The sequence below is a fragment of the Nitrosomonas sp. TNE100 genome, assembly GCF_055387135.1.
Genome location: NZ_AP040997.1, coordinates 1,062,164 through 1,075,184, shown reverse-complemented (window position 1 = coordinate 1,075,184; position 13,021 = coordinate 1,062,164). Strand labels below are relative to the sequence as shown.

The following is a 13,021-nucleotide window of genomic DNA, read 5'->3' as shown; positions in this document are numbered from 1 at the left end:
AAAAAACTCTGTTTAATGGGTAAAAGAGCGTACATCAACGAAATGACCAGATATGGCAGCTGCAGCAGCCATAGATGGGCTAACCAGGTGCGTTCGGCCGCCAGGGCCTTGCCGCCCCTCAAAATTTCGATTGGAAGTCGAAGCACAGCGCTCTCCAGGCAATAATTTGTCATCATTCATCGCCAGGCACATTGAACATCCAGGTTCACGCCATTCAAATCCTGCCGCTTGAAAAATTCTATCCAGCCCCTCTGTTTCAGCCATCGACTTGACCAGACCAGAACCAGGAACCACCATAGCCAGCTTAATATTAGGGGCAATCCGTTTTCCTTTGACAATTTCTGCTGCTGCACGCAAATCTTCTATACGGGAATTGGTGCAAGAACCAATAAATATTTTATCCAGCGCTATGTCCTGTATGGGCGTTCCCGGCTTAAGTCCCATATATTCAAGCGCATGTTCAATATTATGACGCTTGATCGGATCACTGATATCCGCAGGGTCTGGCACATATCCATCAATTGTGGTTACCATTTCCGGTGAAGTTCCCCAGGTTACCTGAGGCTTGATGTTCTCTGCCTTTAATTCCACAATATGATCAAAAACAGCATCCTCATCACTTTTCAATGTACGCCAATACGTAACCGCCCGATCCCATAAATCTTTCCGGGGCGCAAAAGGTCTTCCCTTAATATAATTGATCGTAACGTCATCCACCCCAATCATCCCCGCACGTGCGCCTGCCTCGATCGCCATATTGCAAAGTGTCATCCGGCCCTCCATGGATAGGGATCGAATCGCATTACCAGCAAACTCGATAGCATGTCCTGTACCACCCGCTGTTCCTATTTCACCGATAATAGCCAATGCAATATCCTTAGCTGTTACACCCTGACCAAGATTTCCTTCAACTTTGACCAACATTGTTTTGGATTTTCGGGCAACCAGACATTGTGTCGCTAAAACATGCTCAACCTCAGATGTGCCAATGCCGAACGCTAAACACGCAAACGCCCCATGAGTACTGGTATGAGAATCCCCACAGACAACAGTCATGCCGGGTAGTGTTGCGCCCTGTTCCGGCCCGATCACATGTACAATTCCCTGACGTTCATCATCCATCTTGAACTCGGTAATTGCAAATTCCTCACAATTTTGACTTAATGTTTCGACCTGTAAACGAGATATCGGGTCACTGATACCACTACTCCGGTCAGTTGTAGGGACATTGTGATCCGCCACCGCCAGGATAGAATCAGTACGCCACGGCCTGCGTCCCGATAGCTTCAAATTTTCAAAAGCCTGAGGGCTGGTTACCTCGTGTACCAAGTGGCGATCAATGTAGAGTATCACCATGTCATTTGGATCATCCGATTCAGCATGAACTACATGACCATTCCAAAGCTTGTCGTATAACGTTTTCATTTTCAATATGATTACCTGTTTTTACGGGCGTAATTATCCCATAAAGCCTGTCTAATTAACAAATTACCGGGCAAATGAAAAATCTCCCGGCAGTAAACTTTTCCAATATATCTTTCAGAAAGATAAGGAAGTCTTTTAGAATCTATCAAGCGCAATCAGTTCGCTAAATACAGAATCAGGATAGGGGTGGCCGGGCTATTTGGCCATGCTCATACAGTTGCGCAAAGCAACGGCTGATGAAGTAAATCCAATACAACCTACTGTTTCATCAGCTTCATTAGAGCGTCGATAGATAATGCAGAATGGGACAGGAAAAAATTATGGTATCGCCGAATTTATCGGGCACCAACAGGAAATGAAGTTATTCCACATGTTGCGCAAAACACCTCCAACTACCGCTCTACTTGTATCGGGCGAGATTGCCGCTAGCGAGAATAATGCGATTTCCTGACACACAAGGTACAAGCACAAACTAGCGGATGAAGAAATACACCTCACCAGCCCGCTAGACATTAAACAGAAAATGCATCACATCACCATCCTGTACGATGTAATCTTTACCTTCTACACGCATTTTACCTTTTTCCTTCGCGCCAGCTTCGCCGCCACAAGCAATAAAATCGGCATAGGAAACAGTTTGCGCACGTATGAAGCCTTTTTCAAAGTCGGTATGGATGGCTCCTGCTGCCTGCGGAGCGGTATCTCCCCTGTGTATGGTCCAGGCACGCACCTCCTTCACGCCAGCGGTAAAATACGTTTGCAGGCCAAGCAGATCGTAACCAGTACGAATCAGGCGATTGAGGCCGGGCTCTTCCAGCCCCAAATCCGCTAAAAATTCCTTTTTATCTGCTTCGTCGAGATCGGCCAGCTCGGCTTCGATCTTGGCGCACAGCGCTACGACTGGTGCATTTTCTTTTGCTGCGTATTCACGTAATCGATCAAGATGTGGGTTGTTTTCGAAACCATCTTCCAGCACGTTGCCTACATACATGGCCGGCTTGATTGTCAGCAAACATAATGACTTGATGATTTCTCTTTCCTCGTCTGAAAGCGGAAAAGTGCGCGCTGGCTGACCCTGGTTAAGGTGTAGCACCAATTTTTCAAGCACTGCAACCAGTTTGCTCGCTTCCTTATCGCCGGATTTCATTTTTTTACTATCACGCACAATGGCTTTTTCCACGGTGGCGAGATCGGCCAACGCCAGTTCGGTCAGGATAATTTCAATATCGGCAAGCGGATCAACTTTCCCCGTAACATGCACGACGTTCGGATCATCAAAACAGCGCACAACATTAACAATAGCATCTGTTTCACGGATGTTGGCAAGAAACTGGTTGCCCAGTCCTTCTCCCCTGGAAGCGCCTGCAACCAGCCCGGCAATATCAACAAATTCCACGATAGCAGGCTGCACACGCTGCGGATTAACGATTTTACTCAGCTCGGCGAGGCGTGAGTCGGGAACCTCAACTATGCCAACGTTGGGTTCAATAGTGCAAAACGGGTAATTTTCCGCAGCAATGCCCGCTTTGGTCAGTGCATTAAACAAGGTAGATTTGCCGACATTGGGCAAACCGACGATTCCACATTTCAAGCTCATAATCCGGTTTCCATCAATTTCCTGAATGTTGCGTAGAGTACGCTGCTTGTTTTGTCAGTTTTCCTGCCGGGTATGCAATTGCTGCATGGCTGCTGCAAAATTTCCTCGGGCGATTAGTGGCCACACTTGTATGCTGTGGTCTATTGCCTCATCAATCAGCGCCGCTTCTTCTCTGCGCGGGAGGTGTAGCACATAATCCACTACCTGATTTCTGTCCCCCGGATGCCCCACGCCAATCCGCAAGCGCCAGAAAACCTGAGTGGAAAGATCAGCAACGATACTTTTAAGGCCATTGTGCCCCCCGGTCCCACCACCGGATTTCAGCTTGATAATACCGGGTTGCAAATCCAGCTCATCGTGGACGACCAGTATCTGCTCGGGTGTTATCTTGTAGTAACGACACATGGCCCCCACCGACATACCGCTGGCATTCATGTAGGTTTGCGGCTTGAGCAACCAGATATCTGTATCGGATTGAACAATGCGTGCACACAATCCCCTGAAACGGATATCCAGCGCAAAAGAAACTCGCTGCGCATCAGCCAAACGATCCAGCCAATCAAAACCGATATTATGGCGGGTTGAGGTATATTTATCGCCAGGATTGCCAAGGCCGACCACCAATCTTATAGGTAGTTCCATAACTCAGTACAGTCCCGACAACAGATGACTCAACAAAAAATGAAGTGAATTTCAGAATAGCAAGAATTACGCCAGAGAAATTCTCTGGCGTACATCAGACAAAATCAGGCAGATTCTTCGCCGGACTCATCTGCAACTTCCCCGCCACGCGGCATAATAAGAGTGGAAACCGGCTGATTGTCACCCCTCAACAGAGCTGGTATTTCAACATTTTCCGGCAACTTCAAATCGCTCGTGTGTAGTATGCTACCGGCTGTCATTTCTGATAGATCCACTGTAATAGACTCAGGTAAATCTTTTGGCAAGCAGGATATTTCAATTTCAGTCGCTACATGGCTGATCATCCCGCCTGACAATTTGACCCCGGGTGCAATGTCAGCATTGATGAAATGCAGCGGTACTTTTACATGTATTTTCTGATCTTGTCTGATCCGCTGAAAATCAATGTGCAGCACTTGCTGCTTGAACGGGTGCATTTGCACATCACGTAAAAGTACCTGTTCCTTTTTTCCATCCACGTTAATCGAAAGTATCGATGCATGAAAAGCATCTGTTTTTAGTTTGTAGTACAGATCTTTGTGATCAAGATCTATCGGTTGCGCGGTACCGCCTCCTCCATAGATGACACCCGGTAATCTGCCCTGGATACGCAGGCGGCGATTGGCACCGGTTCCATGTAAATTACGATTGTTAGCGCTTATCTCAATTGGCATTCTATTCTCCTGAAAACAGCCCATCACATCCGTGAACAGACCTTAAAATTATCTTATTCTATAAACAACGAACTCAGTGAACTTTCATTACTTACCCTAAGCATGGATTCACCCAGCAAACTAGCCACACTTAACTGCTGTATACGGTTACATTTGCTGGCATCTTCTCTTAAAGGGATTGTATCTGTTACCACCAGCTTATCCAGATCAGAATTCTGTACACGCTCTACCGCCTTGCCTGACAAAACTGCATGGGTTGAATAAGCAATCACGCTGGCCGCACCTTCCTGTTTAAGTGCCGAAGCTGCTTCACATAATGTATTTGCTGTATCCACCATATCGTCAATAATTACACAGGTACGCTCTTTGACGTCGCCGATAATGTTCATGACCTTGGATTCATTTGGTTTGGGGCGTCGCTTGTCGATAATAGCCAGATCACATTCCAAACGCCTGGCCATATGACGAGCTCTGACAACGCCACCCACATCAGGAGATACCACGATCAGGTTCTGATAATCATGCTTCCAGATGTCTCCCAACAGTGTAGGAGTGCCATAAATATTATCCACAGGAATATCAAAAAAACCCTGAATCTGATCAGAATGCAAATCCATAGTCAATACTCTATCAACACCAACGCTGGTCAACATATTTGCCACAACTTTAGCTGTAATAGGCACTCGTGCAGAACGAGCTCTCCTGTCCTGTCGCGCATAGCCAAAATAGGGAATCGCTGCAGTAACGCGGCTAGCTGATGCGCGTTTTAGTGCATCAACAATCACCAGAATTTCCATCAAACTGTCGTTGGTTGGTGCACAGGTGGATTGCAATACAAAAACATCGTTACCTCTGACGTTTTCAAGTATCTCCACCATAACTTCGCCATCACTGAAGCGCCCTACGGTCGCACGCCCTAAATTGATATTCAGGTATTTGACCACATCATGTGCCAGCTTAGGATTGGCCGTTCCGGTAAAAACCATCAGGCTGTCATAGGACATAGGTAACTTTTACTTCTGGTTTAAAAGATGACACAGACAGATTCGGCCATTTGCGCCACATTTGACATAATAATGGCAGATTCACTGAGATTTGGCTGGGGAGGTAGGGATCGAACCTACGAATGCCGGAATCAAAATCCGGTGCCTTACCACTTGGCGACTCCCCAAAAAATATTCTAAAAATCCGACAAAGGATGTCTTGCAAGCCCTGGTGCGATAAAACCACTCATACTATCAGGCAATTGTCTGAGTACCTCTCGCGCAGCAGATTCGGAAGGAAACTCTGCAAACACACATGATCCGGAACCACTCATTGCCACTTTTGTTGATCCATGCCGCCCTTTTAACCAATCCAGCCATTCGGCGATAACAGGCTGCAAACGCATCGCGACAAGCTCAAGATCATTATGTCCCTGCGCCATGGAAAAGGCCGCCATTTTGATGGGAATCGTGTTTCGTGTCAACTCCTTGCTGGCAAAAACTGCCGCTGTGGAAATCGGAGCAGGTGGCGTCAGAACGACATACCATGCGGGTGGCAAGTTAATCACCTCCAGTTTTTCACCAACTCCTTCAGCAAATGCGTTCCTGCCATAGATAAATATCGGAACATCAGCGCCCAGTTCCAGCCCCAGTGCCATCAAACGTTCTCGCCCCCAGTTAATTCCCCACAATCTGTTCAGAACGATTAATGTTGTAGCAGCGTCAGAGCTTCCCCCCCCCAATCCTCCTCCAAGTGGAATATTCTTGCTCAGATGAATTCCAACTCCGAGCATTTCTTTACCGGATCTCTTCTGCAGTAGTTTTGCCGCCCGAACACATAGATCATCCGTATCTGTCAGGCCGGGAACCAGATTCAGGTGTCTGATAACGCCATCATTGGTAACATCAAAGCCCAGTTGATCTGAATAGCCGATAAAACGGAAAACTGTCTGCAGCAAATGGTAACCGTCATCTCGCCGTCCGATTACATGCAAAAACAGGTTAAGTTTAGCCGGCGCTGGAAACGTGTTCATACCCTATATGAGAATTAAAAACTGTTACGGCAGCTTCCTGTCCACTCCAGTAACGCCCTTTGCCTCTTTTTCCCATTGATCAACAATCAGCTTCATCTTTACATCCATTCTACTGAATTCCAATAACCTGGGCAAAGCCGGAACAGTTGGTTGTTCCGGGTAGTAACTCTGGTAGGCAATATTCCATCCATCCTGCCGAATTGCTACAGTGCGATTATTCCTATTCAGATCCTTTTCAGCAATGGTGCCCGGATAATGTTCTCCGCGTACCCAAAATTGCAAACCAGCAAGAGGAAGCTCCCAGCCCAGTACCTGGTTGGTAAGATATTCCGCACTTTGCGCCTGATAAATTGCTGGCTCGGAAGTTGTCAGGCGAACCCCCGTCTGATCCTGGAGAATTTCTGCAACAACTTGTCCAAGAGGAGAAAATAAATAAATCTCATCGCGCTGCCTGGTATGTCGCCAGCGTATCCCGCCTGAAAATTTCTGCTGCTTGGCATTCACTACCAGCCTGCCGGTAAGTACAAAGGGCTTTCCTGAAGTATCAATCTGTTCATGCACAGGCTGAATAACAACCGTTATTACCTCAGCACGGTGAATTTCAGGCCCGGCACATCCGGCTAAAATCAGAATCACACCCAGAATCCACTTCCCACATCCAGCTCTACTGGCATTCAAACCGGGAAAGCAGAAAAGCACAACGCAAATCATCTCAAGAGATCTGGCAGCCAGCCCCCTGCAAAAAATTCCTGACGAATTTCAGTCATCTAAAGCGCATTCCGGATCATATCTTGTTGAGTATTCCGGGGATTTTGCGTATCCGGTAGAGTAATATTCAGCTCCAGCGTTTCCTGATTGTCATCCTGTTCAAATTTTACAGATATAGCATCCTGATCCACCTGTACATATTTCCGGATAACCTGCATCAGTTCTTCCTGCAACTGCGGCAGATAGGATGGCTTATTGCGATAATAACGCTCATGAGCAACGAGGATCTGCAACCTTTCCTTAGCAACTGAAGCCGTTTTAGATTTAGATGATTTAAAATAATCCAGTAAGCTCATTATTTACCTCCAAACAGCTTTCTGAAAAACCCTTTCTTGCTATCGATAAAACGAAGGGGCTTTTTTTCACCAAGATAACGCGCAACCACATCTGCATAAGCCTGGCCGGCATCGCTTTTTTCGTCTAAAATCACAGGGATTCCCGAGTTTGATGCATTCAATACTGACTTGGACTCTGGAATAACACCAAGCAAGTGCAATGACAAAATCTCCTGCACATCTTCCAGACTCAGCATTTCGCCCGATTCAACCCTGTCCGAATCATAACGTGACAGCAGCAGGTATTCCTTGATTGGCTCCATGTTCAACTCAGCCCGGCGCGATTTGCTCGCCAGTATTCCCAGCATGCGATCTGAGTCCCTTACGGATGAAACTTCTGGATTGGTCACGACAAACGCATCATCCGCGTAATACATAGCTAGATAGGCACCTTTTTCGATACCTGCAGGTGAATCACAAACAATATATTTAAAATCTTTGGAGAGCTCTTCCAGCACCCTGCCCACCCCTTCCAGATTCAGCGCATCTTTATCACGTGTCTGTGATGCAGGAAGAATATAAAGCTGATTGCAATTTTTGTCCCGGATTAATGCCTGATTAAGATTTGCCTCACCATTAATGACATTGACAAAGTCGTATACTACGCGGCGTTCGCACCCCATAATTAAATCCAGGTTACGCAGACCAACATCAAAATCAATGACAGCAGTTTTATGCCCTCTTTTTGCCAGCCCCATGGCAATAGCAGCACTGGTTGTGGTTTTGCCAACCCCTCCCTTCCCAGATGTTACAACAATAATTCTTGCCAATTGAATCTCCTTCTCAGAAATATTTTTAGCTTAATTCTTCGATGATCAATGCTTGGTCCCGTAAATAAACCTGTACCGGCTTCTTCCTGGAAATCTCCTTCAAATCTTCGATGGTCTTATAAATCCCCGCAATCGAGACCAGCTCCGCCTGCAGATCCAGGCAAAAAAGTCTTGCCTCAATATCTCCCTGCACACCAGCTAAAGCACGCCCTCTTAATGTGTTGTAAATATGGATATTGCCTTCGGCCATAATTTCCGCACCGGCGCTGACTTGTGCCAGAATCACCAGATCACTGGCAGCGTAGACACGCTGACCTGAACGTACCGGCTGAGTAATCATCATCGCTGGAGCATGAACTGCATCCCTGATTACAGCCTGAAATTCAGGAACGGCATCGTCCTTTTTTTGTACTTCAGGCAAAACAGGGTTACTACGGCTACGGCCAGAGTCAACCGGAACAGCCAACGCCAATGCCTGCTTTTCCTGCAGCGGATCTCCACCCCTGATCCCGACAGGAAACAGACTCAATTGGCGAAGGCGTGATATAAGCGCTGCGACATCAATTTCCATGTCATTTTCATTCAACTCGCTTAAATCAAACAACACAGGAGAATTTCTGAAAAAGCCGGGAGCGCTCGCAATTTTCTCCTGCAATCGCTTGCTGATCATTTCCATGTCATTGCTGTAGAGAACCAGGATTGGCACAAAAGAAGTGGCGCTCCTGAAATCTAAGATAGAAGACTGATTCATATTAGCAATTCCTCAGCCTCGTACAAAACCGGCTATGATGCAAAGACATGTGAAAAATGGAATTATGCAAGATAACCCGGGGCCGGATATAAAAAGCATTATTATACCTTTCAATCAAACGGAATAAACTGGTTTGATCAGATATCCGACAAATTACTTACAGTCTGAACAAAACAATGTAATGCGGAAAGATAGCCGCACGAATCTTGCTACAGAGGGTTTGTCTAAATCAAAGCTTATTACTCATCAGCCAAGAAAAATATGAAACCCTCAATCCCGTTTCGCCTCCTGCTTTGCAGCCTGCTCTTCCTAGGTGCATGCACCAGCATGCCGACGGATATCAGAAATTTTGCGGCTACAGACATCCCCTATCAACTGATCAATCAAAGCATTGATACCTATAAGAATGCTCCGATCCGCTGGGGAGGCACAGTTATTGAAGTGGAAAATGAAGCCGATTCCAGCCTGATGCAGGTACTTTTTTATCCACTTGATCGTAATGGATACCCACAAACCAACAAACTCGGAGAAGGGCGTTTTGCTGTCGAAACCAGTGAATTCCTGGACCCGGCAATTTTTGTCAAAGGAGCGGAAGTGACTATCACCGGATCAGTAAAGGGGGGTATTGAGCGCACAGTTGGAAACAAAACCATACATATCCCGCTCATTACAGCCAAGGCCATCCATCTCTGGTCGCAGGCTTATCGGGAAGATAATATGTACTGGAACAGCAGATACCGTTACGGACCTTATCCCGGCTATTACGGGTATCCCTCTTTCTACAACGGCTATTACAGACCCTACAGATTATGGTGGTAATACCACGCTATTCTTGCTCCATTCATCTCGGTGAGCATCAATATAAGCCATATCAGACTGGAAGTGACAAAGACCAATCGCCAGATGGTAGCCGGATTGTATTCGATCTGATATAAAACCACATTGATCTGTATGCGGAAATTACTCAATCTGACAGGGATCAGTTTGCTGGTTCTTATTACCATTCTCGCGGGAGCCACTTATCTGGCTGTCGATACCCGACCGAAGATAGCGAGAGAAATCTCTATCACACCAGAACAAATTGCACGTGCGAAAAGTATTCTTGATACCCATCGCTACCAGGTACTTCCCGGCACATCCGCTACAATTAGAATTCTGCCGGATGATATCGATAATGCACTGAACTATTTGGCTTACCATCTCGGACGAGGGTATGCACAAATCACGGTGCATGACAAAACTGCACAGGTTCAATTAAGCCTGCCAATCCCGTCGGAAATAATGGATGGTTATTTAAACCTACGGGCCACGTTGACTGAAATAAACGGCCTTCCTGAATTCAGCTCGATCAAGATTGGAAATCTGTATATCCCGGGCGTATTTGCCAACTTGCTGTTTGAAAAATTTCTGACATGGCTGCAAATCACCAACCCCGACATACGCGCCGGAGTAGATGCCTTCAGAAAACTGCAGTTATCCCGCAACGAGGTAATCATCACCTATTACTGGAAGGGATGGGGTATTAACAATACCAGCCATTCATTAATCAATCTCCCTTTTTTCGATCAACAAGCACTGAACAGATTACTGCGCTATCACCTTTTTCTCAATGAAAAGAACCGCCGACAGGTTTCACAACCGATCCCATTGTCTGAAATATTGGCACTTATCATGCGAGAAACTATCCGCCATGCACCACATGAAAACGTGCTGGAGGAATTTCGGGCTGCAATACTGGTAACAGCATTCCATGTTATACATGTTCCGTTCAAGTTGATTATTCCGGAAGCTGCTAATTGGCCGAATCCGGTCAAAATCAATATCACGCTGGACGGGCGCAGTGATCTTGCCATGCACTTCATGGCTTCTGCTGTCATTACCGCCTATTCGGACACGATACTGTCCAATGCAATTGGTTTATACAAGGAGCTGGAAGACGCACGTTCCAGTAGTGGATTCTCTTTTAACGACCTCATTGCAGATCGCTCTGGTACGCGCTTTGCTGAAAAAGCCATGGCCAGTCAGGATTCTGCACGCAGAATGCGCAATATAATCCTGTCTGGAATTCGTGATGATGATCTCATTCCCCAGTGGTCCGACTTGCCTGAACACATGTCTGAAAGTACTTTTAAAGCCCGCTTTGGAGCCATCAATGATCCCAGATATCACAAAATCATGGATGAAATCGAGCGGCGTGTTGCTTCCCTGAAATGGTTGCATTACTGAATTTCGGCAATCCCTTTTTCAATACAAACAAAAAAACTACACCAGTCAGATCATATATCTGCTGAAAAAGATAAGACACAGCGTCTCTATATTTATACCGTGCATAACCCCGGCTCTTCCCTTTCTTGGATTTGGGGTAGGGATGATATAACATGACGCAGTTTTTACTTACCAACCAACCATGCAATCTTCCGCTCCATGATCCACCATGAGCCGAAATACAGGCAGTATCAAATGTTATCGACTTGTGAAAGCAGGCATCTCTAGTGAAAATCGTTATTCTGGGAGCAGGTCGAGTCGGATCAACCGTAGCTGAAAGTCTGGTCAGCGAATCTAATGATATAACCGTCGTCGATCAGGCAAGAAGCAGTCTCACGCCGCTGCAGGAGCGACTAGATTTACGCACGGTCATCGGCAGCGCCTCTCACCCTAACGTCATGATCCAGGCAGGCATGGAAGACGCCGACATGATGTTGGCACTTACCGGCAGTGATGAAACCAACCTGGTTGCATGCAAGCTGGCCGCCAGCCTGTTTAATACACCCACCCGGATAGCCCGCATCCGGACCACCGATTATCTGGATCACCCGGATATATTCTCGAAGGAAAATTTTTGTGTCGATTTTGCAATTTGTCCGGAACGAATCCTGACCCAATACATAGAGAAGCTGATCGAATTCCCGGGCGCATTACAAGTACTGGATTTTGCCTCTGGCAAAGTCAGCCTGGTCGCGGTAAAGGCTGTTCGCGGAGGGCCGCTGATCGGGCGTCATCTGAAAGAACTACGCCAGCATGTCCCAAATCTGGAAACTCGCGTCGCAGCAATTTTTCGCCACAACCACTCGATTATCCCCGAGGGCAGCACCATCGTCGAAGAAGGAGATGAAGTATTTTTCATCGCCTCTTCTCGTGATATTCGGGCTGTCATGAATGAATTGCGCCGCATGGATAAACCTGTCAGACGAGTGATGATTGCTGGTGGTGGCAGAATCGGCCGACGTCTGGCTGAAGTATTGCAACAGTCCCATCAGGTACGGATTATCGAACGGGATATCAAAGTATGTGAATCACTGACTCAAAGCCTGCATAACGTACTGATTCTGCATGGCGATGTTACCGACGAAGAATTATTGGAAAGTGAAAATATCAGCGAAATGGATATTTTCTGCGCGCTGACCGATAGCGAGGAAAACAATATCATGGCTGCCCTGATGGCCAAACGAAAAGGAGCACGCAAGGTAATTGCACTGATCAACCGCAGTATTTATGTGGATTTGATGCAAGGTAGCGGAATCGATATTGCCATTTCACCCGCACAGGTCACGATCGGTTCACTGCTGGCTTACGTTCGCCAGGGGGATGTAGCGGTGGTGCATAGCCTGCGGCGCGGTGCAGCAGAAGCTCTGGAGCTGGTAGCTCACGGCGATGCTAGTTCTTCTCGGATAGTTGGCCGCAAAATCGAAGAGATCAAATTACCCAGAGGAACCACCATTGGTGCCATCGTACGCGGCCTACCACCTAGGGATGTTTATCACCAAAAATTATCTGAAATAGAAGAAAATAGCGTTTCTGATCAATGGAATCAGGCTACGGTGATCATCACACATCATGATACGGTGATCGAGCAGGACGATCACGTCATTCTATTTGTCGTCAATAAAAAAATGGTGCGACAGGTTGAAAAATTGTTTCAGGTCAATGTTGGTTTTTTGTAATCGCATACTATGAAATATTTCCTGTGAATCACTTCCTTGCGGTAGCCAATATCCTGAGCAGG

Annotated in this window: 14 protein-coding genes and 1 tRNA gene; 4 read left to right on the top strand and 11 right to left on the bottom strand. The window is 46.6% G+C overall.

Annotated elements, in window-relative coordinates; all coding sequences use genetic code 11:
• Positions 1–12: 12 nt before the first annotated feature.
• Entirely contained in the window at positions 13–1,425 is a 1,413-nt protein-coding gene (leuC, locus tag ACZ5EJ_RS05255) for a 3-isopropylmalate dehydratase large subunit (RefSeq protein ID WP_074455616.1), read from the bottom strand.
• Between the two features lie 295 nt (positions 1,426–1,720).
• Between leuC and ACZ5EJ_RS05250 the strand changes: the two genes are divergently transcribed.
• On the top strand, positions 1,721–1,876 hold the full coding sequence (locus ACZ5EJ_RS05250; protein ID WP_160803423.1) for a hypothetical protein: 156 nt from the start codon (positions 1,721–1,723) through the stop codon (positions 1,874–1,876).
• 54 nt (positions 1,877–1,930) lie between these two features.
• Here ACZ5EJ_RS05250 and ychF read toward each other — a convergent pair whose 3' ends face one another.
• From ychF to minC, 10 genes are all read right to left on the bottom strand, one after another.
• Positions 1,931–3,022, bottom strand: a complete 1,092-nt coding sequence (ychF, locus tag ACZ5EJ_RS05245) for a redox-regulated ATPase YchF (protein WP_011634218.1) — start codon at positions 3,020–3,022, stop codon at positions 1,931–1,933.
• 54 nt (positions 3,023–3,076) lie between these two features.
• Positions 3,077–3,664 carry an aminoacyl-tRNA hydrolase gene (gene pth, locus ACZ5EJ_RS05240; protein ID WP_074709501.1) on the bottom strand — a complete coding sequence of 196 codons (588 nt, stop codon included), beginning with the start codon at positions 3,662–3,664 and terminating at the stop codon, positions 3,077–3,079.
• Between the two features lie 104 nt (positions 3,665–3,768).
• Complete coding sequence (locus tag ACZ5EJ_RS05235; protein ID WP_074455619.1) at positions 3,769–4,377, bottom strand: 50S ribosomal protein L25/general stress protein Ctc; 609 nt, start codon at positions 4,375–4,377, stop codon at positions 3,769–3,771.
• 53 nt (positions 4,378–4,430) lie between these two features.
• Positions 4,431–5,381 (bottom strand): ribose-phosphate pyrophosphokinase, encoded by a 951-nt coding sequence (locus ACZ5EJ_RS05230; protein ID WP_011634215.1) that lies wholly within the window; start codon positions 5,379–5,381, stop codon positions 4,431–4,433.
• Positions 5,382–5,473: 92 nt separating this feature from the next.
• Positions 5,474–5,548, bottom strand: a tRNA-Gln gene (locus ACZ5EJ_RS05225).
• Positions 5,549–5,557: 9 nt separating this feature from the next.
• Complete coding sequence (gene ispE, locus ACZ5EJ_RS05220) at positions 5,558–6,394, bottom strand: 4-(cytidine 5'-diphospho)-2-C-methyl-D-erythritol kinase (RefSeq protein ID WP_074455620.1); 837 nt, start codon at positions 6,392–6,394, stop codon at positions 5,558–5,560.
• 24 nt (positions 6,395–6,418) lie between these two features.
• Positions 6,419–7,030, bottom strand: a complete 612-nt coding sequence (gene lolB, locus ACZ5EJ_RS05215) for a lipoprotein insertase outer membrane protein LolB (protein WP_242500224.1) — start codon at positions 7,028–7,030, stop codon at positions 6,419–6,421.
• A gap of 131 nt (positions 7,031–7,161) precedes the next feature.
• Positions 7,162–7,458, bottom strand: a complete 297-nt coding sequence (gene minE / locus ACZ5EJ_RS05210; RefSeq protein ID WP_011634212.1) for a cell division topological specificity factor MinE — start codon at positions 7,456–7,458, stop codon at positions 7,162–7,164.
• A complete protein-coding gene (gene minD / locus ACZ5EJ_RS05205; RefSeq protein WP_011634211.1) occupies positions 7,458–8,267 on the bottom strand; it encodes a septum site-determining protein MinD in 810 nt (269 codons plus the stop codon). The genes minE and minD overlap by 1 nt, the downstream gene beginning before the upstream one ends.
• 25 nt (positions 8,268–8,292) lie before the next feature.
• The gene (minC, locus tag ACZ5EJ_RS05200; RefSeq protein WP_074455621.1) at positions 8,293–9,018 is read right to left on the bottom strand and encodes a septum site-determining protein MinC; all 726 of its coding nucleotides are present in this window, start codon (positions 9,016–9,018) and stop codon (positions 8,293–8,295) included.
• Between the two features lie 261 nt (positions 9,019–9,279).
• On the opposite strand from minC, the gene ACZ5EJ_RS05195 reads away from it, so the two are divergent.
• The 3 genes from ACZ5EJ_RS05195 (at position 9,280) to trkA (ending at position 12,959) form a co-directional block, all read left to right on the top strand.
• The gene (locus tag ACZ5EJ_RS05195) at positions 9,280–9,837 is read left to right on the top strand and encodes a Slp family lipoprotein (RefSeq protein WP_041353473.1); all 558 of its coding nucleotides are present in this window, start codon (positions 9,280–9,282) and stop codon (positions 9,835–9,837) included.
• Between the two features lie 132 nt (positions 9,838–9,969).
• On the top strand, positions 9,970–11,244 hold the full coding sequence (locus ACZ5EJ_RS05190; protein WP_074455627.1) for a YfiM family lipoprotein: 1,275 nt from the start codon (positions 9,970–9,972) through the stop codon (positions 11,242–11,244).
• A 266-nt stretch (positions 11,245–11,510) separates the two neighbouring features.
• Positions 11,511–12,959, top strand: a complete 1,449-nt coding sequence (gene trkA / locus ACZ5EJ_RS05185) for a Trk system potassium transporter TrkA (RefSeq protein WP_011634207.1) — start codon at positions 11,511–11,513, stop codon at positions 12,957–12,959.
• The last annotated feature ends 62 nt before the right edge of the window (positions 12,960–13,021 follow it).